Below are 20,717 nucleotides of genomic sequence, written 5' to 3'. Positions count from 1 at the left end.
TTTTGATATCGGCCGTATCAATATGTAAATGATAGGTATATTTTACCTATTTTTTTTGTGTACATCTACTAACCAAACGCTCAATAATAGCACTGGACACTTATCTTATTCTCTTGCCACCCTCCTGTATTGATTGGGCGTAAACCCAAACGCTGACTTAAATTCCCTGATAAAATAATTGGCATCCTCATACCCCACCTCATAGGCAATGTCATTGATATTGTCATTGCTCACCAAAAGTGCTCTTGCCGCCGTGGTAAGACGGATCTCCCTCACATATTCCATGGGTGTTTTCCCCATATTTTCTTTAAAAAGACTGCTGAACCTCTGTTTGCTCAGTTCCGCCATGTTTGCCATTCGTTCGGGAGTATATCTTTCTTTCGGGTGCAGGACGATATAATCTGCCACTATCTGTACTCTTGAATCAATCTGTTTCTTGGTTTTCATGGCCCTTTTTTTAATTTTTTCCAAATCATACTCCGCGCTTTTAATCTCCCCTTTGCCCCTGTCTATTTTCTCTCCTCTGACAGAAAGGGAGCCTATGAGCAGATCCAGATATCCACGCACAAAACACTTTTTGGCTGTGTGTTCTGTTTTCACCCATCTGTAAATCTCTCTGAAAAAACTGTCCTCGCCCATATTTTCCGTAACTCTCGGTATTCCGTAATACTCTTTTAAAACATCCTCTCCCTCATAAAAAACAGAGGTGGTAAAACGGATACTGAAAAATTCAAATGTATCGCTGAGTGCATGGCAGGACATACTGCACCCGCTGGGTATGTAAACGATCTGGTTCTCTTCCACCAGGATCTCTTCATTATCAATGCAGAACTCTGCCTTCCCTTTCACTATATAACGGAAAATATTATACGGAATCACTGATTCCGGGTATACCCATGTTCTTCCCATGGAGTACAGATCAATGTAAAGAAACGTAAAACGTATATTGTCAATCACTGACATGCCGTAATCCCCCTTGTATCCTTTTATGCATCCGCTTTCTGCAATAAATAAGACAGCTATCAGTGAAGATACTGTTATCTATCTGCACTTTATAGCTGCCCGTCCCTTCTCTTACTCTGTTGATCGCCCGCTTATCCCGTACCTTCCCAGTCACGGGCCAATGGCCGCGTTCACTGCACGCTTATCTTAACCACCACTTTTTCTATTTTCTCCGGCTTATCCTCCATCATTGCCACCATATGGGCATCACTGGGATAACACACCATAAAATCACCCGGTTTCAGCAGACTATGTCCGGACGCACGGCCTTTATAAAACCCGATATCCTTATCCGCGTCATAGGGCACCGTCTCATCCAGTGATCTGACATCCGCTGTGGCAATCCTCTCTTTTCCTGACACGATGTAATGTAAATCTATATACTTTTTATGTGCTTCATAGATACATGCCTCCTCCGGTTTTGATGTGAAGGAAACAGGATTGCAGAAAATTTTATGTTCAGCGATCACGGTGTTGGGCTGAGGGAGCTCTCCCCGGTGCAGGCCCTCCAAATAGCACAGTACCGTATAGAGTGTTTCATACTCCCTGTAGTTTTCCTTATTCCTGATAGAATCAAAAATCATGGTACTTTCCTCCTGATATTCTTCCCTGTGTGATATTACAGATTGATCTTGTATTGATGCAGCGTATTCTTCAAAACTGCCGCCATAATTTCATACCCTCTTGCGTTGGGATGCAGACCGTCATAAGTAATGCCCCCCAGCAGCTTGTCCGTTCCCGGAAAGGTGGTGGTGAGATAATAATTTACATATATCAGCTTTTTCCTTCTGGCTGTCATCGCCAGCCATGCATTCATCTCTTTGATATATCTTTTTCGGACCGCTTCATTTAACAATATTGGAATGTGTATCGGCAGCAGGGAGGTGAGGATCAAAGTGGTATCCGTATTTTCTGTCTGGCGTATAATATCACTTATATTTCTCTGGGCGGCTGTAAGGACCTCCTCATAGGGTGTCGGTTCCAGCCTTCTCCAATAGTCCCCTTCCAGCTCAATGGAATCATTAATTCCAATGCCCATTATGCAGTACCTGGGTTTTAACTGCAATGCATCTGCATAAAACCGCCTTTTCAGATATTCTGTAGTGTCTCCGCCGATTCCCCTGTTCACGATCAGCTGCCCCGGCAGATTAAAATATGCATTTAACTCCCAGTAATGGGTGATGGAGTCCCCAATGAACAGGAAGTCCGGCTTCTGGTCCGTATAAATAAGAGAGTGATTTTTAATGTCAAATTCTTTCCTTCTGCTGTCCGCTGCTGCAGTCCTGGTAAAATACTCCGGCCTGGCATATCCCTCGTTCGTTGCAATCATGTGCCATCCCTCCTTCTCTCCTTTGCACGAAGTCACCTGCTTTTCTTAAAAATTATAGCAAAATGCTTCTGATTTTAATATGGAGTATACACTCAAAAATAGCACAATATGCTCATTTCCAATACGGAGGACCTGTAAATCCCCTGCAAAAAAAGACTGCCAAAAGGGTCCTTACAAAGAACCTTTTTTGGCAGTCTTCCAATTGCTGGGCACACCTGTTATTCAGATGCTTTATTATAGCAGATTTTAATTCTGCTGTCTATTTTTTCTCCTGTAAAAGTCAGGATTTTGCCAGTGCCTTGATCTTCTTATATGACGGCAGATCCAAGTACAGGTCTGTCTTATATGGATTCCGTTTTGTCTTGCGGATATGCAGGATCATATAGACGAATACCCCTATATTTGCAAGCAGTGCAAGAAGACTCACAAGAAACAGTGCCGTTGTGTTGGGATTTGCCGACGCAAGCTGGTAAATGCCCGGCTCCACCAGAGCGGTATAACCGTCCGCCGCCACATACCCCTGGGAAACCGCGGCATCTGCAATGGCTTTGCTGGATGTGGAATGTACCATCCACCGGCTGGCGTCCTGGAAAGCAGGCACGGTCTGGGCGAACATACACCACAGTGCCAGCGTGTGGGCCCTGTGCTGCAGCCAGGCTCCTTTTCCCACTGTAAACGCACATACGGTAGGCGCCAGCAGCAGGGCAAACCCGCAGTACCAGGCATGTGTCGGCAGGCAGTTGTACGTGTACGCAAAGTTCCACAGATCATAGGCTACGATCCAGAACCACATCATATCCGGCCAGAGCATATCTTTGCTTCCATCCTTTTTCGTGACGGCCCGGATGCAGATGCCAAACCATCCTGTAATGGTGATGATATTCAGGATCCCCGCAATGCCGTTCATGTAATTCCAGGCACCGCCGATATAATACTGTGTCTGGTTGTTGGTATACTCCATGACTGGAGTCACATATCTTCCAATCTCAAAGTCCCGAAGCACAGCTTCACAGATATTGACTGCCAGGATCAGAGGCGGAAAACACAGGGCGATCCGGTTGGATGACAGTTTCTTCACATGCCGGATGCACCAGAAACCAATACAGCCCGCAGTGGAGGAGTACACCTTTGCCAAATGGAACCAGTCCATATACGCCGTATCCTTGAAGGCTGTGAGCCACAGGATCGTCAGCACCACCGGCAGGATCACAAAGGCGGAAAAGCCCACCCACTTAAATCTTCTGGTCACCTCATTGAGCGCAAAGAGGCTTACGAACACACACAGCCACACAAGCAGTACCAGCGCTGTGGGAACACCCTCATAAAATGCAAACATACCCATTCCCCCTACTTACATAATATTTCTTTGATCATCAGGTCATTTCCCGATAGGATCTCCATTTGCTGCCCCTCACAGCCGGGGCAGCGCATATCATACTCCATGGCATTGAAGACCCTGCCGCAGTCCCGGCACTTTACCATGCCGGGCACGACGCAGACCTCCAGTTTGGTTTCCTCCATGGAAGTCTTATATCTGGCGGCAGGCCAGCACTCTTCCAGATATCTGGGCACAACTCCGGAGAGTTCCCCCACATCCAGAACGATCCGTTCCACCTCTTCTGCCCCTTCCTCCCGCACCACATCCTCAATAGTGTGGATCATGGCATCCAGGATTCCCAGTTCGTGCATAGGATCAGTCCTTTCTCCGTGTAGTTTTTGCGGAGGAGGCGGCAATCTTTCCGGTCCTCTTCACCGCATTTGCCGCGATCTTCACAGGAAGCTTCTCATATAAATCCGGCTTGGAATGGCCGGTACGTTTCAGATGGATGGCGTCAAATTTACACTTAGTGGTGCACATGCCGCATCCCACGCACATATAGGAATCCACCTGTACGGCACCGCAGCCCAGACATCTCTCTGTCTCTTTTTTCAGCTGTTCCTCCGTGAATGTCATCCTGTCATCCTGGAAGGTCCCCTTCTTCTCCTGTGCGTGAGCCGGCCGCTGCCTTGGTGTATTGTCAAAGCTCTTCAGGTCCACAGCCACATTATTTTTATCAAACGCGTGGTATTCTCTTCTGTCACGTCCCAAAGTCAAGGTCTGTCCCGGCTGTACGTACCGGTGAATGGATATTGCCCCTTCTTTTCCGGCTGCGATAGCATGAATGGCGAATTTAGGCCCGGTACAACAGTCACCGCCCACAAATACATCCGGTTCCTTTGTCTGATAGGTCAGGCTGTTTGCCTGTGCCGTGTTTCCCCGTCCGAGTTTCACCTTGCTGCCCTCCAGAAGGCCGCCCCACTCAATAGACTGTCCGATGGAGAGGAGAACCGTGTCTGCAGGAACCGTAATGGTATCCTCCTCATCATATTTGGGAGCAAAACGGTGCATCTCGTCAAACACGGATACGCAGCGCATAAATTCCACGCCTGTTACTTTTCCGTCCTCCGTCAAAATACGTTTTGGTCCCCATCCGTTTTGGAATTCCACCTGGTCAGCTTCTGCCTCCTCGATCTCCTCATCCAGGGCCGGCATCTCCTCCCGGCTTTCCAGACAGTACATGTTAACGGTGTCAGCCCCCTGCCTTGTTGCCGTGCGGGCCACATCTATGGCCACGTTTCCGCCGCCTACTACCACTACATTCCCGGAAAGCGTCCGGCCTCGGCCCAGATTCACTTCACGCAGAAATTCCACACCGGATACCACACCCAAAGCGTCCTCACCTTCCACATTCAGCCTGCGCCCGCCCTGAGCGCCCACTGCTATGTAAAATGCCTCGTAGCCCTGTTTTCTCAGCTCATCCAGTGTCACATCTTTTCCCACTTCCACGCCGGTCTTAAACTCCACGCCCATCTCTCTCAGCACGTCAATCTCTGCATTCAGCACCTCTTTTTCCAGACGGAAGGAGGGAATTCCAAGGGCCAGCATACCGCCCGGCTTCTCCTGCTTTTCAAAGACAGTCACCTGATAATCGTCGATGGCAAGGTAATACGCGCAGGAAAGTCCGGCAGGACCGCCGCCGATAACTGCTATTTTATTGCCCAGATGATACCTCTTTGGCGGAACATAGCGCACATCACTGTCCAGCTCTTTATCTGCAATAAACTTCTTGATCTCATCAATGGCGATCGGCTCATCAATATCCCCGCGGGTACATTCATCCTCACAGCTGTGGGGGCAGATACGTCCGCAGACAGCCGGGAAGGGATTTTCCTTTTTGATCAGCTCCAGGGCTTCTTTATATTTTCCTCTGGCAGCCAGCTTGATATATCCCTGCACCGCAATGTGGGCCGGACAGGCCGTCTTACAGGGAGAAGTCCCCTCTTCGGCCACATCCTGCCGGTTCTCGCGGTAATCCATATTCCAGTTCTTTTTGCTCCACACATGGTCTCTGGCTGTGGGTTCCTCTTTCTTTGGAACCGGATTTTTTGCACAGAGTCTCTGTCCCAGCTTCAGGGCATTTGTGGGACAGTTTTCCACGCACTGACCGCAGGCCACACACTCCTCCGGATCCACTTCCGCGGTAAAATTGGAGCGGATGGCATCCGGGGTGCGGAATAAGGTTGCAATACGCATGGAAAAGCAGGAACAACTGCAGCAGTTACAGATTGCCGCTGATTCCCCCAGTCCGTCTGTGGCAGGCATCTCATGCATCAGGCCATTGTCCTCCGCGAATTTGAGGATCTCCAGCACTTCCTCCCGGCTTACCTGGCGGCCTCTTCCCGTCCTGATATAATACTCCGCTCCGGTTCCCATCTGGATGCAGATGTCCTTTTCCAAATGACCGCAGCCCTCGCCCAGCACTTTTCTGGACTGGCGGCAGGAGCAGTCTGACACACTGAACGTATCATATTTCCGCAGATAATAAGACAGCTTTTCCCAGGGCTGAACCCCGGGCAGATCCTTTATGGCGCTCTCCACAGGAGTCACACGCATCATTGCCATGCCTTCCGGAAAAAGAGGGGCCATAGGCGCGATCCTTTTTCTGGTATACTCCTCAAAAGCCTTGCCAATCTCAGGGTGCGCGGCTAACTGTTCCCGGTTGTTTACCATCATTTCCAGCATACCCGGCGCAAAAATGTTGATAAAATACCTGTCCCGTTTATCCTTCTTATCGGTCCAGACCTTAACCACACCTGTGTAGGTAAGCCGGTCCAGAAGCTTTTTGGTCTCCTCCCTGCTCTTTCCGCATTTTTCCACAATATACTCAAAGGTACGCGGCTGGCGAAGCCCCATCACCAGGGCCACATCCGCCATATCATCCGTCACCACGGCATTCAGTGCATAATATTCCGGGGCCTTCTCATCAATCCGGTTCATTGCCCCCGCAACACCGCCCACCATTTTTGCCAGTTTTACAATTTTCGGTCTTAAATTTGCCATATACTAACCCACCCTTTCTATACCATTCTGCAGTTACCCTGTTGTAACAGTTCAGACAGGTCTGCGCATTTACTGCGCTGACCGTATGAAAAAGTAGTACCAGCAGGCATCCGGCTCATCGCGAAGCGATTTTTAATGGCTGGACGCGTAATGGTTCAGCTTGTCTGAACTGTTACACCCTGTTTCTGTTCACAGTCCTTCCATTCAACAGCTCTGTGAAAAATGATCACGCTTCTTCTCTCCAGGTTTTTACTTCTGCTCTCAGCCAATCTGCCCAGACATCCACACCTTCCCCTGTCTTGGCACTGATGGGGATCACTTTTGCATTAGGATTGCGGAGTCTGATGTTCTCCCTGCACTTATCCAGATCAAAATCAAAGTAAGGCATCACATCCACCTTGTTGATCAGCACCACATCACATACAGAGAACATCAGCGGATATTTCAGCGGTTTGTCATCTCCCTCCGGAACAGACAGGATCATGGCATTCTTCACAGCCCCTGTGTCAAACTCCGCCGGGCAGACCAGATTCCCCACATTCTCCAGCACAGCCAGGTCCACATTCTCAGTCCCCATAGCCGCAAGCCCCTGCCTGGTCATGTCCGCGTCCAGATGGCACATGCCGCCTGTGTGGAGCTGTATCACCTTCACTCCCAGATTTTCTATGGTGCGGGCATCCACATCCGAGTCGATATCCGCTTCCATAACACCAATTCTCATTTCCGCCTTCAATGCCTCAATGGTCCGCTGCAAAGTTGTAGTCTTGCCTGACCCCGGGGAAGACATGAGATTTAAAAGAAACACTTTCTCCTTCTTCAATTCCCTGCGGAGTTCCAAAGCCTGCCTGTCATTATTATCAAAAATGCTCCGCTTTACTTCAATGGTACGGAATTCTCCCATACCCGCATCCCTCCTTTTTGCACTGTTTTATACTACCATCATACTATGCCGGGACTGCTTTTACTATAGACAAAACCGGCAGTTTGTCAAAAATTTTTGATAAACTGCCGGTTCCGTAAGCAGGAATCATCCCTTCTTCATAACAAGACATTCTTTCCTATAAAAACAAATACCATATTTCTTTATATTTGAGTATCCGTCTGACCGAAGAGACGCTGCATAGTCCTTCTCCTCAATCTGTAAAAGCGCTTCTTTGCAGGCTGCCTCCATTTTTCCGAAATCACGTGCCACTTTTAGCTCCAGAATCACAGCCCCGCCTCTGACGGAGGGTGTTCTCAGAATAATATCTGACCTTCCGGTTCCGCTCTCCCTATTGGAATAGACACTATATTTCTGTGACGTTTTTAAAAGCCCGGTAAGAAAACCGTGATAATAATTCTCCGCATAATCAAAGAAACTGATCGTATCCAATAACTGATCTGAAATAAAACGTCCAATAGTCTCACAGTCTCCGTTCTCCATTGCCGCAAAGAGGGATGACATGTCTGTTTTTCTTATCTTTTTGTCAAACCATGTGAGAATCGTATTTCGGTAAATAGAACGAATCTCAGCATTTGGAATGGATAGATCCAGATATATGATCTCCTGTACCTGTTTTTCCCCTGCCTTTTTCAGGTATCCGGTAAAATACAGAAAATTCCACAGATTATCTGCCGACTCACGGATATCACCGTAAGTAATATCCTCATGTACCGGTTTTTCTATGGCCTCCCCGGCTATAAGCTTTTCAATTTCTTCCCGGGTTTCAAAATCCGCTTCCTCCACCAGCTCACGGATAATATGATTGGAGGAAGTGTTAGACCAGTAAGCTTTTGGATACGCGTGGATATCTATTGTCGCTGTTTTAATGTAGTTCACAATACTCCATGGATTATAAATTTCCGCAGAGCCGAACTGATAACCGTCATACCAATGCTTAAGTTCCTCAAACTTACATTCCAGCCCATAATAAGCCAGCATTTCTTTTACTTCACCCTCTGTAAATCCAAAGCAGTCAGCATATCCCGGACTCAGCACGGAAAAGACTTCCAGGTTGTTCAATCCCGTAAAAATACTCTCCCTGCTGATCCTCAGACAACCGGTGATCACTGCAAACTCCAGATTAGGATTCGTCTTCAGCGCTGACTCAAAAAGGGAGCGCATAAATGTGATCATATCATCGTAAAATCCCTCAAAATATGCATTTTCCAAAGGAACGTCATACTCATCAATTAGTATGATCACGTTTCTGCCGTGATATTTTGCAAGACATCCTGAAAGGAATTCCAATGCCCTTGCATACTCGATATCCTCTGCCTTCCATTCCATGATCATTCTGAATCGTTTCTTCTCATGCTCCGTCATACTGTCCGTGCCCAGAACATAATCATGTCTGCCAAATTCCGCTGCGATCTCATCTCTCAGACATTTAAAGGCATTCTCATAGGTAGGCTGTTTTGCAGATTTAAGAGAAAGATTGATCACCGGATACTGTCCCTGATGCGACATATATACATCCCCGTATGATGAGATCTTCAGGTTGTCAAATATATAACTATTGTCAATCCTGCTCCCGTCATCCCCCATCTCCATTTCAAAAAAACGCCGTAACATACTAAGATTCAACGTCTTACCAAATCTCCGTGGCCTGGTATACAAATTCACGCTGCCAGCCATATCTATCAGCTCTTTGATCATCAATGTTTTATCAACATAATACATATCCCCGTCAATCAAACGTTTCATATCCTCATATCCAACCGGTATTCTCTTTCTCACAGAACCACCCCCTTTGCCATTTCCTTTATTATAAATGATTCCCTCCTGATACACAAGGCCCCCTAAACTCCCCACAGTCAGCAATCTGTATTATCATTACTGTTCAGTAACACGCTTCGCGATGCACAGATATGGAGCATACTACCCCATATCACGCTGGCTGCCTCTGGATTTTCATGCCTCCGGCATAAAAATGCCTCCCGGTACAGTGTATTATCCTCACTCTACCTCCGTGCCCGGCAGCACACCTCACAATGTACAGTTATAACACATTCTATTCCATATCACACTGACCGCCTCAGAATTAGTTACAGTAAACTGCTTTTCCCACTTCCGCCTTAAAAAACCAGGGAAGTGCAAAGGGGATGGGTGGGCTGCAGGTGTATATCTGTGGCAGCGAGGTTAAGTGGAAGGTTCTGTGAAATCCACCTCTTACGGAAACTTAGGCGCGAACCCGCTGGTGAGCGTCTTAGTTGCAGTTAGAGGTTAGTTCACAGGTTCTGGAACGTCGAGCGGCCACAGATATACACCTGCAGCCCACCCATCCCCTTTGCACTTCCCGTCCCCGTCCCCATCCCCATCCCTACCGAAATACCATCACAACCCCCATCCCGTCCACCTCCCTCTCCGCAAACACCTCCCCATCCATCTTCCTCATGATCTCCCTGCATATATAAAGCCCCAGCCCACTCCCCTGCTGTCCCATACTGTTGGTCCCTCTAAAAAAGCTCTCAAAAATATGATTAAAGTCATTCTCCGACACCGCCTCCCCCGTATTAAAAACACGTATCAGCTGACAATAATCCTCCTCAAAAAAACTGATTTCGATCCGTCTTCCATCCCCATACTTAAATGCATTCTCCATCACATTGTCAACCACTTCCAGTGCCCTGTCCAAATCCCCCCGCACGATCCGGTTTTCATACTTTCCTATCACCAGTTCCACCATCCGCACCGCACACTTTTCCACATAAGTATCCGCCACCCGCTTCACCAGTTCTTCCAGATAAAATTCCCCCATTTTCACCCGGATATCCAGTATATCCTCTTTTGAATTCCTCACGATCTCCGCCACATACCCCTCAATCTCCTCCGCCTTCACTCCAATCTGATGGGCCGCGTGCCGTTTTTTTTCCTCTGTATCATAAATCCCCTGCTCCAGCGCTTTCCCATAAAGCTTAATGGTCCCAAGAGGCGTCTTCATATCATGAGACAGGGACAACAGCATTTTTTTCTTTTCCCTTTCCAGCTCAAGCCCCCGCTTTTTTGTCACTTCCAGGGTATCTTTTAACTGCCCGATCCCCCATAGAAAATCTCCGAAATATCTATTTTTCTCCTGCTTCACTTCCCCTTTCAGGTGCCCTTTTGCCAGCTCATAGGGCAGCTCCCTCACCCGGTTGAAAGGCTTGATCACCCGGTATTTCAGATATAGAAGTATCCCTATGACCGTCACTGCCATAAACGCAAGCGCAGCCTGCACGGTCACCATCACACCGCCCAGGCTTATATTTTCTTCTCTATATGAAAAACGGAGATACCCTTTCAGACTGCTGTCTGCAAACCAGGGTTTTACAACAACATTCCCCTCATTTTCATCTCCGAAAAACACATCCGCTTTCTCCCTGCTCTCTGCTCCCTCCAGGGGCAGAGTATCGATCCTGTATACATCCCTGAATCTGCTCAAATCCACTTTATCCGGATGTGTTCCACCCAATATCTCTTGATAGATCCGGTTGATCTCCACTCGGAATGCTCTGTCTTTTTCCCCCTGCATCCGGTATAGAACCATACCTGTTCCCAGTGCCAGAAAAAGATAGAGACACACAAACACTGCCAATATCCTGTTATATTTCCTCATACCGGTACCCCACTCCCCAGACAGTCTGAATACGCTTAGGCGCCCTGGGATCATCCTCTATTTTGCTTCTCAACATCTTAATATGGACCGTCAAAGTCTGGTTTTCACTAAAGCTCTCCATCCCCCATATCCGGTCAAACAGATACTCCTTGTGAAGCGTTCTCCCCGGATTCTCAGCAAGCAGGAGCAGCAGCTCATACTCCTTCGCATTTAGCTCTACTGCCTGGCCTTCCCGGTAAACCTTCCGTGAATTCCTGTCTATGGTAAGCCCCCCGGATACCAGGTAATCGGTCTTTGTCCTGGCACCGTAAGTTCTCTGCATCACTGCCCTCACTTTAGCGGTCAAAAGATCCGGGTCCACAGGTTTTTCCATATAGTCATCTGCCCCCAGACCAAACCCGTTTAACTTATCATCTTTTTCCGCCCTGGCACTCATGATCAGTATGGGCATATTCCCCTTCTCACGTACTGCCCGGCAGACGGCAAAGCCGTCCATGCCGGGAAGCATAATATCCAGAAGCAGTATCTTTACACGGTTTTCCTCCAGGTATGCAGATGCCTCCTCCCCTGTAGGAACAGAATGGACAGAAAATCCGTCCTTTTCCAAAAATGCCTGCAGAAGCTCTGCCAGCTCTCTGTTGTCTTCCACCAGCAAAATATCTTTCATACAAATCCTTTCTTTACCATCCAAGCTTGATCAGCCAGTCATTCAAAGTACGCTCCCTGGCTCTTAAGTCCTGGTCTTTCTGCCATTTCCCAAGGGTGATATCCTCCCGGATATCACCGTCCTCAATATACAAAACCCTCTCACAGCGGGCCGCCACCTTCATATCATGGGTAACCAGAAGAATACTGGTGCCCTCCTGGTTAATACGGTTCAATTCCTCCATGACCTCAATGGAATTCTGTTTGTTCAGCGCTCCTGTGGGTTCATCCGCGAAAATGATCTTCGGCTCGTTGATCAGGCTGCGGCAGATACATGCTCTCTGAAGCTGTCCGCCGGACACCTCATTGATATCATTGTCAGCCACTTCACTGATTCCTAGTTTCTTCATCAGTACCTTTGCCCTCTCATTGACTGCTGCCCGGCCAGCCTTTGTCTTTCCCACGGCGGTCTGGTAAGCAGGCATAATAATGTTATCATAGATTGACAGATTTTTCAGCATATACATCTGCTGAAATACAAATCCCATCTGTTCCAGCCGCATATCACTGATCTCATTGGCACTCAGCTTTGTCAGCTCACGCCCAAAGAAATCCACTTTTCCCGCAGTGGCATTGTCCATGCCGCTGACCGTATAAAGAAGGGTCGTTTTGCCGGAACCGGAAGGCCCCATAACCGCCACCATCTCCCCTTCTTTGATCTCCAGATTTACATTCCTGAGCACATTATTCTGGCGCTTATCAATAATATATGTTTTGCACAAATTAGAAACTCTCAATGACTCCATTTTCCTCTACCTCCGTCCAAACCTCTACTCTATATTGTTCATTTCACGTATATGGATCTGTTTCACTTTTCTGGTTGCAAATATGGTGGCTGTAATGATCCCCACAAGCAGTATACCCGGATAAACGCCGTATACCTGCCAGGGTACAACCTGGATCTCAACACTGGCTCCCATGATGGCAAAGATCGGTTTCAGTACGAACCGGTTGCTCAGAAGAGACAGCGGGACTGCCGCTATCATGGATACCAGTACCACCCATACCATACGGAGGATCTGCCATCTCCGGATACTCCAATTCCTGAATCCCACACTTTTCATCATGGCGATCTCCCCTTTCTCCCTCACAATAAAGAGTTTTTCCATAAGCGCGGTGATCAGCATGATGATCGCGCAGAGTAAACCCGTCATGGGGAGCAGAAGGTCCGATAAGGAATCCTGGATACCGCCCACATTCTGGTCAACCAAGGTCTGTGCGTCCGTCCATTCATAGCCGGGAAGCTTCTCCTGAAGTTCTTCGGCCAGCTCTTTCTGTGTCTTATCCGTATCCATATCCACCAGGATATTCCAGTAATCCGCTAGCATTTCATCCTTCATATCAATGACCGGATTCAGTCTGCCGGACTGTCCTAACTGCATATAGTCAGAGTATGTGCCGGTTATGATAAACTTTTTGTTTTTGCTGCCGATCATAATATCCACCCAGTCACCAATCTTCCATTCATTCTGTTCCAATACCGTTTCTGAGAGTGCGATCTCATTTTCCAGCCTCGGGGCCTCACCTTTGTCATAAATCAGATAATCATTGTCCGGTCCCAGATTTTGAAGAACCAAAAGCTTTTGGTCTGCGGCCGTTCCATCCTTTGAAATCTTCAGAAAGTAAAACGGAATCCCCGTAAGTTCTGCATCGTATCCCTTTTCTTTCATTTCCTGTTCTACACGCCGCATTCCTTTTGTAAGTTCCTCTTTATTTTTATAATTCCCCTCACTTGGCTGCTCAATCCTTCTCACATATACCGCGCTTTCAGGATCCAGGGCGAACTTGACTACCATCTCCCGGCTCCGCATGGTATTGATGGTATTCAGGGGAATAGTGATCAGCACAAAGCTGATGCAGAACGTGATCATAAGTACCAGATACCGCCTCATATGGGTGAGCATATCGTTAAGTCCCAGGAACATGGACACAGACATTTTCCCCCTCCGGTTCAGCCTGATCCCGGCCCTTCTGCCGTATCTCTCCCCTGACTTTCCGCTCCGGATAGCAGCGATCGCTGATATCTTATCCAGCTTCCCGGTGCAGATGTAACAAAAAAGCATGACCAGAAAGACGATACACCCTGAGCAGACGAAATTCACCCACAGGTTGGAACTGCTGTCCTCCATGATCATATTCCGACTGACACTCTTCACCATGAACCGACTGACCGGGACGCTGGCTGCAAATCCGATCACACTGCCCGCTGACACCAGAACCAGATACTTGATGAGATACACCTTTTTCACAATAAAATTCCGGAATCCCACGGCCTTCATGATTCCGATCTCCCGGTATTCTTCCTCCATGGTGAACACCAGAGTAAAGCGTAGTACCAGAAGTGCAATGAGGATCAGACAGATACCTACCAGGATCAAAAGAGCGGCCATGATCATATCAAAGGAATAGATCATGTCGTATGTGCCCTTTGTGACTGTGCTTAAAACCGTTGTAAAATCCTGGTCATTTAAAGTTCTCACGAACTCTGTCTCATCGTCTGTCATGACCAGATACATATTGATATCTTCTGCATGTTGGTCTTTATGGAGCGCATCATAGTCCTGCCTGCTTAAAATAATGCGGTTCATTCCGGTCATGTCATTCCCAAACGCCGCATCCTTCATCTGCAGGGAAACCGTCATTTCCTTCTCTGTGTCACCCACGGAAACCACAATCTTATCCCCTGTCTTCAGATGATTTCTCTCCATAGCATCCCTGGTCATGGCAGCCTGCCCGGCCCTCAGGGAGAAAGCTTTTCCGTCCATATCAAAAACCTTGCAGTATTCCATTCCCACAGCACTTATATATACCGTGGTCCCTGCGGTATCATATTCCTTTTTCTTTTGGTTTCTTACAATTTTTATATCCTGGTCATTGAGGGCGATCAGACTGCTCTTTCCGTATTCCGTAATCTTCCCATCCTGGCTGTCCAGCCATTTTTCCGCTTTTTCACTCTCTGTTTCTCCCCGCATAATGAAGTTCACACTGGGGATCTTTGAATAGTTTGTGTAATAATCAATGGCTGAACTCACAACCAGGATATTATTTACACTGCTGGCCAGGAAAATAGTTGCGATGGTGATAAACAGAAACAGTATCACATTGACTCCTTTTCTCCTCAGCAAATCCTTTTTTAATATTCTGTAAAGCATTTGGCTATCCTTCCCTTTCCTGTTTTCTGAGTTGATTATAACCTGGCAATTATGAAAAAATCCTTAAATTCGGATATGATTTTTCTGATATAATGAAAGTAACCTTACTTAATACCACAAAAAGAGGAAGAACGCAAATGAAAAAGAAAAAGCCCAAAATGGAATTCCGGTATTACAAAATACCTGCGGACAGCCATATGCTCCCCTTGACGGGGGAAAATTTAAAGCAATGCTATGGTGTGGAAGTGGACTATCTGCACTTTCATAATCATATGGAAATCGGCTATTGCTATTTCGGTGAAGGTACTTTATCCCTGGAAAATGAAAAACATGCATTCAAGGGCGGCATGTTCTCCATCATACCCAGAAATTTCCCACACACAACCAACAGCAAATTAAACACCATAAGCAGTTGGGAGTACCTGTTTCTGGATGTTTCCTCTGTTATCAGTCAGTTCTATCAGGGAAATCCCTTATTATCGGATAAAATAATCCGGCAGATAAACAAGAAGGCCCTTTTTCTCACTGAGAAAGAATTTCCTTTTGCAGGACAGCTTATCCGCCGTTTGCTGACTCTGGCAAAAGAACATCCTGCCTACTACAGGGAGGAGGCAGACGGACTTCTGTTAGGACTTATGATGGAGATTGCCCGGATGAATCAGAAGGATGCTCCAGCTCCGGGAGAACATGAAACTGACAAACTCACAGCGCTTTTATTAAATGCGGTCGATTTTATCAGCATTCACTATCCTGATAACATTTCCGTTAAAGAACTGGCGGACCGTTGTTTTATTACAGAGAATCATTTTCGCAAAGTTTTTACTGCTTACATGAAGATATCTCCTGTCCGCTACATCAATCTGGTAAGAATACAGATGGCATGCGACCTTTTACAGATCAGTAATGATTCGATTGCTGATATTGCCTATAAAACAGGCTTTGAAACCCTGACCACCTTTAACCGCAATTTCAAAAAAATTCTGGGTATCTCCCCCAGAGAATGGAGAAACCATCCTGAAAACTATGAGCGCAAACTTCTGGAATACAATATTCAGACAGAGGAGGGCTGGTAGCCCTCCTCCTACAAAAATGAGTGAAATTGCACAGTTTTTAACCGGAATTGATGACATCGAAGCTCTGCACTATACTATAATGTGACCACAGTGAATCACAGAGTATTTCCGTACTGACACGGAACGGAAAAGGGCCCGTCCTGTGAAATTCAAGAAATGAGAGGAAATATTATGAAGAAAAAAATGATAACTTTACTGTTGGCAGGCGTTATGGCATTCTCCATGGGTGCATGCGGCAAAACAGAGAACACCGGTGCAGATAAAAAAGAAGTGAGCACAGCTTCCGAAACTCAAGAACCCCAATCCGCAAACGGAGATGAGAATACACTTACGGTCTGGGCCTGGGACCAGAATTTCAATATTTATGCTATGAAAGAGGCAGAAAAAATCTATCAAAAAGACCATTCGGATTTTAAACTGGACATTGTGGAACTGACCTCAGGTGATGTGGAGACAAAGATCGCCACAGCCGCACTGGCCGGTGACACCAGCATTCTGCCTGATATCTTCCTGCTCCAGGATCATACCTATCAAAAGTTTTTAGAAAGCTATCCCGATATCTTTACCGATTTGAGCGATTCAGGTATTCCATTTGACCAGTTCAGTGAATCAAAGGTTGCTGAATCCATGAAAGACGGCAAAAACTATGCGGTACCCTTTGACAACGGAGCGTGCGTGGCAGCCTATCGGACGGATATCCTTTCTGACGCCGGGCTGACCCTGGAGGATTTCACTGACATCACCTGGAGCAGGTTCATGGAATTGGGAGAACAGGTAAAAGAAAAAACCGGCGTGTCCCTGCTCTCAGGAAACGGCGGCAGCCCGGAACTTGTCATGATGATGATGCGTTCCACAGGGGCCACTGCCTTTCATGATGACGGCAGTGCCAATATGGTGGAGAACGAGTCCCTGCGTGCGGCTATGAATGTCTACATAGAGCTTGTCAAAAAAGGCATTCTCCGTGAAGTGACGGACTGGGATCAGTATGTGGGTTCTCTGAACAGCGGCAGTGCAGCCTGTGCCATCAACGGCTGCTGGATTTCAGGCAGTATCCAGGGCGCAGAAGATCAGTCAGGAAAATGGGGCATTACCAATATGCCTGCACTTGACAAGATAGAAGGTGCCACCAACTATTCCAGCAACGGCGGTTCCAGTTGGGCTGTTTCCGGCACTTCAAAAAACCCGGAACTGGCTATAGATTTCCTTCATAAGACTTTTGCCGGCAGTGAGGAATTATATGAAACCATTCTTCCCAAATCAGGAGCCTTATCCACTTGGCTGCCTATGAAAGACAGCAAAGTTTACAACGAAGGCCAGGAATATTACGGGAGCCAGGCCGTTTACGCGGATATAGTAGGCTACGCGGAAAAAGTTCCGGTCAGCGTCAGAGGCACCTATTATTATGATGCTGTGGATGCTGTGGGTGTTGCAGTCTCCAACATTATCCAGACAGGTGCCGATTTTGAGTCAGAGCTGAAACAGGCACAGGATACCGTTGAATTTAATATGAACAACTAAGGGGATATATGAAAACCTACCAAACTTTATTAAAAGAGCTGGAAACCTACACAGGGATAGGGGAAAGGCCTGCTGATTTTTCGGATTACTGGAGGGATGCCATAGAGGAGATGAGCCTCACAGACCCCCGGGTCAGCCTTGAGAAAGCGGAATTTCAGGGAACGCATACGGAATGCTTCCACCTATATTTTACAGGGGTTGACGGGAGTCGGATCCATGCCCAGTATTTAAGGCCCAAATACCGCTCCCATCCCATTCCTGCCCTGCTGCAGTTTCACGGATACCGCTGGAACGCCGGGGACTGGTGTGAGAAAATGGCGTACACAGATATGGGATTTGCCGTGGCCTCCATGGACTGCAGAGGCCAGGGCGGCCTGTCGGAAGATTTGGGATGTGTACACGGAACTACAGTGACCGGCCATGTGATCCGGGGAGTCACAGACCATAAAAACAAACTGCTTTATCGACAGATTTTTCTGGATGCTGCCCTTCTCGCCAGAATCTTAATGGATTTTGAAGAAGTAGACCGTGAACGGATAGGCGCGTTCGGAACCTCCCAGGGTGGTGCTCTGGCAGTCGCCTGCGCTGCCCTAACACCGGATATCCAAAAAATAGCTCCCTGCAGCCCCTTTTTATCTGATTTTGAGGGTGCCTGCCGCCATCAGGAATGCCAGGGAGCCTATCTGGAACTGTGGGAATACTTCCGTATCCAGGACCCCTGCCATGAGCACGAAAAAGATTTTTTTGAGCATCTTCAATATATAGATATCAGACACCTGGCTCCCTGGGTCAAAGCTGATGTTTTATGGGGAATCGGGCTGGAGGATACCGCCTGTCCCCCGTCCACCCAGTTTGCCGCCTATAATGCCCTCACTTCAACAAAAAAAATGATTATCTACCCGGAATACGGACACGAAACCTTTCCCGGTTTTCAGGATAAAATGATTCAGTTTATGGCTGAACTGCTTTAACTTCCCCTATACAAATCCGCCGCTATAAAGTATAATCATACCGTAGGCAAAACCATTTTTCAAACACCAAAAGGAGGCATTTTCTTTATGAAACGATATGTAATGTTCGCGTAGCAGAGGCTATTGCGGATCATGACCAAATATAAAATAGCCTTTGCGAATCCTGGAACTAAAATAACCGAGGAGGACAGGATGAGCTACAAAAAGGCTGATAAGATCCTTCCAAAAGAATTGCTGGAAATGATACAGCAGTACGTGGAGGGTGAGAGCATCTATATTCCCAGGAGGACAGAACACAGACGTTCCTGGGGAGACGGCACAGGCATCCGGCAGGAGATCGCAGCTCGCAATTCCATGCTGTACCGTGATTACCGGGACGGTGCAGATCCCGCGGGACTGGCAGATAAATACTGCCTGTCTTTGAAAAGCGTACAGAGGATCTTATTACAGGAAAAAAGGAAATAGGTAACTGTTTATTAAGATTACAGTTATAAAAACAGCAGCAAATACAAATGGCCAGCATAACCTACACGAATGCGTTATGCTGACCTTTTTTATATTGACTTATCTTCCGGCTGAATTGCGGCCGGTCTTTTAATCCAGAAAAACCGTCTCTCTTTTATCTATCACAGACCCCACGATCAAAAGAGCCAGTGACATAAGGCTTCCCACGATCACCTCCGGAACACCGAAAGGATTTCCCAGCAGGGATTTCCACACGACAGAAGAAATAAATCCCCCCATCATTCCCATAGTAATTCCCAGTTTTTTCGCTTTTTTTGACAGCAGAGCCGCCATAGCAGGAATCGCGATCGCTGAAGCAAAATAGGACATAGACAACACCAGCGCTTCCAGGATATTTTCCATCCGCAGTGCAAACACCAGAGCAAGCAGGCCAATCACTACCACCGAATATTTTGACAGCTTTAGCTGAGTCTCCGGCTTAATCCCGGGATGGACTGCCAGCAGAAGATCAGTACATAATGTCTGGGACGCCAGCAGCAGATAGCTGTCAATGGTTGACATAACAATAGCAATCAAGGACGTGATCACCAGCGCATATAAGATAGGAGGAAAGGATTCTTTTACAAGTAGAGGAATCAGCATCTCGTGGGATACCCCTTTAGGAAAAGAGGGATACAGCACCAGTGCGCAGACACCTATGATGGTGACTGCAAAACTGTAAAACAGGATGATCACATTTCCCCCTATGGCCCCTTTGCTCGCCACCTTGGAAGACGAAGCCGCGAAGGAACGCTGCCAGTATGGAGGCCCGGCCAAAAAATACAGCAGATATACAACCATATAAGACACAATGGATTTATCAAACTTCAGTTCAAAATAATGTTTCGGAAGGCTTGCCGCCAGTTCAGCCGGTCCTCCTACCTTTGCCAAAGCCGCCGCCGGAAGCGCCACCCCAATGACTACGATCAGCAGGATCCCCTGAAGGGTATCCGTGTAAGCCACCCCGTAAAACCCAGACAAGGTGGTATAAGCGATCACGATCACAGTGGTGACAACAAGGGCTGTCCGATAAGAGATCTCCCAGTCATCTGCCATGACCATCTGAAGGATTTTGGAGGAGGCAACCATCTGGGTACCTGCAGTCCCGATCACCGTCCATCCGATAATGGCAGAGGCGATCAGGGCCGGCAGACGGCCGAATCTCTTGGTGATCAGATGCGGAATGGATAAAATATGATATTTCTGCCCAATCCTCTGGATCCGCCCGGCAAAAAGGCAGAACACGGCAAACGCAAACACCGTTGCAAAGGTGGGCAGCACGGCTGACATCCCGATTTCATAAGCCAGGCCTGATTTTCCCAGGGTGGAGGACGCACCAATCCAGGTAGCCGCAAAAGTCAGCATGATCACAGGCCAGGGAAGATTCCTCTGTCCAAGATAATAACCTTCCAGATTTTTCGATTTTTTCTGCAGCACAATACTGATGACCGCTGTTGCCGCAAAATAGATTATTAACACTATAAGTACAAGAACCATATATTTT

At 47.3% G+C, this 20,717-nt stretch carries 17 protein-coding genes; 4 read left to right on the top strand and 13 right to left on the bottom strand.

The features are described 5' to 3' along the window. Positions 1 to 105: 105 nt before the first annotated feature. The 12 genes from C6P39_RS15985 to C6P39_RS15930 form a co-directional block, all read right to left on the bottom strand. The gene (locus C6P39_RS15985; protein WP_207657133.1) at positions 106 to 963 is read right to left on the bottom strand and encodes an AraC family transcriptional regulator; all 858 of its coding nucleotides are present in this window, start codon (positions 961 to 963) and stop codon (positions 106 to 108) included. 170 nt (positions 964 to 1,133) lie between these two features. After that, a complete protein-coding gene (locus C6P39_RS15980) occupies positions 1,134 to 1,586 on the bottom strand; it encodes a YhcH/YjgK/YiaL family protein (RefSeq protein WP_104804445.1) in 453 nt (150 codons plus the stop codon). 35 nt (positions 1,587 to 1,621) lie between these two features. After that, positions 1,622 to 2,332, bottom strand: coding sequence for an SGNH/GDSL hydrolase family protein (locus tag C6P39_RS15975; RefSeq protein ID WP_104804444.1), 711 nt, complete (start codon positions 2,330 to 2,332; stop codon positions 1,622 to 1,624). Between the two features lie 280 nt (positions 2,333 to 2,612). Then, positions 2,613 to 3,668 carry a DUF5692 family protein gene (locus tag C6P39_RS15970; protein ID WP_330407082.1) on the bottom strand — a complete coding sequence of 352 codons (1,056 nt, stop codon included), beginning with the start codon at positions 3,666 to 3,668 and terminating at the stop codon, positions 2,613 to 2,615. 11 nt (positions 3,669 to 3,679) lie between these two features. Then, entirely contained in the window at positions 3,680 to 4,021 is a 342-nt protein-coding gene (locus tag C6P39_RS15965; protein ID WP_104804442.1) for a hydrogenase maturation nickel metallochaperone HypA, read from the bottom strand. 4 nt (positions 4,022 to 4,025) lie between these two features. After that, positions 4,026 to 6,713, bottom strand: a complete 2,688-nt coding sequence (locus C6P39_RS15960) for an FAD-dependent oxidoreductase (RefSeq protein WP_104804441.1) — start codon at positions 6,711 to 6,713, stop codon at positions 4,026 to 4,028. Between the two features lie 226 nt (positions 6,714 to 6,939). Then, entirely contained in the window at positions 6,940 to 7,614 is a 675-nt protein-coding gene (hypB, locus tag C6P39_RS15955; protein ID WP_104804440.1) for a hydrogenase nickel incorporation protein HypB, read from the bottom strand. A 126-nt stretch (positions 7,615 to 7,740) separates the two neighbouring features. Then, positions 7,741 to 9,432, bottom strand: coding sequence for an AAA family ATPase (locus tag C6P39_RS15950; protein WP_104805951.1), 1,692 nt, complete (start codon positions 9,430 to 9,432; stop codon positions 7,741 to 7,743). A 583-nt stretch (positions 9,433 to 10,015) separates the two neighbouring features. Next, positions 10,016 to 11,290: a sensor histidine kinase gene (locus C6P39_RS15945; RefSeq protein ID WP_104804439.1), complete on the bottom strand. Its 1,275-nt coding sequence runs from the start codon at positions 11,288 to 11,290 to the stop codon at positions 10,016 to 10,018. Continuing rightward, positions 11,277 to 11,957, bottom strand: a complete 681-nt coding sequence (locus C6P39_RS15940; RefSeq protein WP_104804438.1) for a response regulator transcription factor — start codon at positions 11,955 to 11,957, stop codon at positions 11,277 to 11,279. Before C6P39_RS15940 ends, C6P39_RS15945 begins: the two co-directional genes overlap by 14 nt. 13 nt (positions 11,958 to 11,970) lie before the next feature. Continuing rightward, on the bottom strand, positions 11,971 to 12,741 hold the full coding sequence (locus tag C6P39_RS15935) for an ABC transporter ATP-binding protein (protein WP_095171713.1): 771 nt from the start codon (positions 12,739 to 12,741) through the stop codon (positions 11,971 to 11,973). A gap of 24 nt (positions 12,742 to 12,765) precedes the next feature. Continuing rightward, entirely contained in the window at positions 12,766 to 15,147 is a 2,382-nt protein-coding gene (locus tag C6P39_RS15930; protein ID WP_104804437.1) for an ABC transporter permease, read from the bottom strand. A gap of 137 nt (positions 15,148 to 15,284) precedes the next feature. Here C6P39_RS15930 and C6P39_RS15925 point away from each other — a divergent pair, with 137 nt between their 5' ends. From C6P39_RS15925 to C6P39_RS15910, 4 genes are all read left to right on the top strand, one after another. Beyond that, positions 15,285 to 16,220, top strand: coding sequence for a helix-turn-helix domain-containing protein (locus C6P39_RS15925; protein WP_158661595.1), 936 nt, complete (start codon positions 15,285 to 15,287; stop codon positions 16,218 to 16,220). Positions 16,221 to 16,391: 171 nt separating this feature from the next. Beyond that, positions 16,392 to 17,738, top strand: a complete 1,347-nt coding sequence (locus C6P39_RS15920) for an ABC transporter substrate-binding protein (protein ID WP_104804435.1) — start codon at positions 16,392 to 16,394, stop codon at positions 17,736 to 17,738. 8 nt (positions 17,739 to 17,746) lie between these two features. Beyond that, positions 17,747 to 18,709, top strand: a complete 963-nt coding sequence (locus C6P39_RS15915) for an acetylxylan esterase (RefSeq protein ID WP_104804434.1) — start codon at positions 17,747 to 17,749, stop codon at positions 18,707 to 18,709. 192 nt (positions 18,710 to 18,901) lie between these two features. Further along, positions 18,902 to 19,174 carry a CD3324 family protein gene (locus tag C6P39_RS15910; RefSeq protein ID WP_095171718.1) on the top strand — a complete coding sequence of 91 codons (273 nt, stop codon included), beginning with the start codon at positions 18,902 to 18,904 and terminating at the stop codon, positions 19,172 to 19,174. A 129-nt stretch (positions 19,175 to 19,303) separates the two neighbouring features. Here the strand turns inward: C6P39_RS15910 and C6P39_RS15905 are convergent, their stop codons facing one another. Continuing rightward, positions 19,304 to 20,710: a sodium:solute symporter family protein gene (locus C6P39_RS15905; RefSeq protein ID WP_104804433.1), complete on the bottom strand. Its 1,407-nt coding sequence runs from the start codon at positions 20,708 to 20,710 to the stop codon at positions 19,304 to 19,306. Positions 20,711 to 20,717: the final 7 nt, after the last annotated feature.

The organism is Blautia marasmi (assembly GCF_900258535.1).
GTDB classification, from domain to species: domain Bacteria; phylum Bacillota; class Clostridia; order Lachnospirales; family Lachnospiraceae; genus Blautia; species Blautia hominis.
The sequence above is the reverse complement of the archived record's forward strand: the minus strand, read 5'-3'. Positions and strand labels throughout refer to the sequence as shown.

What these genes read in the sequence shown, in the direction of transcription:
- C6P39_RS15965 (WP_104804442.1), bottom strand. Translation starts at nt 4,021, where the DNA reads ATGCACGAACTGGGAATCCTGGATGCCATGATCCACACTATTGAGGAT.
- C6P39_RS15970 (WP_330407082.1), bottom strand. Translation starts at nt 3,668, where the DNA reads ATGTTTGCATTTTATGAGGGTGTTCCCACAGCGCTGGTACTGCTTGTG.
- C6P39_RS15925 (WP_158661595.1), top strand. Translation starts at nt 15,285, where the DNA reads ATGAAAAAGAAAAAGCCCAAAATGGAATTCCGGTATTACAAAATACCT.
- C6P39_RS15960 (WP_104804441.1), bottom strand. Translation starts at nt 6,713, where the DNA reads ATGGCAAATTTAAGACCGAAAATTGTAAAACTGGCAAAAATGGTGGGC.
- C6P39_RS15945 (WP_104804439.1), bottom strand. Translation starts at nt 11,290, where the DNA reads ATGAGGAAATATAACAGGATATTGGCAGTGTTTGTGTGTCTCTATCTT.
- C6P39_RS15915 (WP_104804434.1), top strand. Translation starts at nt 17,747, where the DNA reads ATGAAAACCTACCAAACTTTATTAAAAGAGCTGGAAACCTACACAGGG.
- C6P39_RS15905 (WP_104804433.1), bottom strand. Translation starts at nt 20,710, where the DNA reads ATGGTTCTTGTACTTATAGTGTTAATAATCTATTTTGCGGCAACAGCG.
- C6P39_RS15975 (WP_104804444.1), bottom strand. Translation starts at nt 2,332, where the DNA reads ATGATTGCAACGAACGAGGGATATGCCAGGCCGGAGTATTTTACCAGG.
- hypB (WP_104804440.1), bottom strand. Translation starts at nt 7,614, where the DNA reads ATGGGAGAATTCCGTACCATTGAAGTAAAGCGGAGCATTTTTGATAAT.
- C6P39_RS15930 (WP_104804437.1), bottom strand. Translation starts at nt 15,147, where the DNA reads ATGCTTTACAGAATATTAAAAAAGGATTTGCTGAGGAGAAAAGGAGTC.
- C6P39_RS15980 (WP_104804445.1), bottom strand. Translation starts at nt 1,586, where the DNA reads ATGATTTTTGATTCTATCAGGAATAAGGAAAACTACAGGGAGTATGAA.
- C6P39_RS15940 (WP_104804438.1), bottom strand. Translation starts at nt 11,957, where the DNA reads ATGAAAGATATTTTGCTGGTGGAAGACAACAGAGAGCTGGCAGAGCTT.
- C6P39_RS15920 (WP_104804435.1), top strand. Translation starts at nt 16,392, where the DNA reads ATGAAGAAAAAAATGATAACTTTACTGTTGGCAGGCGTTATGGCATTC.
- C6P39_RS15910 (WP_095171718.1), top strand. Translation starts at nt 18,902, where the DNA reads ATGAGCTACAAAAAGGCTGATAAGATCCTTCCAAAAGAATTGCTGGAA.
- C6P39_RS15935 (WP_095171713.1), bottom strand. Translation starts at nt 12,741, where the DNA reads ATGGAGTCATTGAGAGTTTCTAATTTGTGCAAAACATATATTATTGAT.
- C6P39_RS15985 (WP_207657133.1), bottom strand. Translation starts at nt 963, where the DNA reads ATGTCAGTGATTGACAATATACGTTTTACGTTTCTTTACATTGATCTG.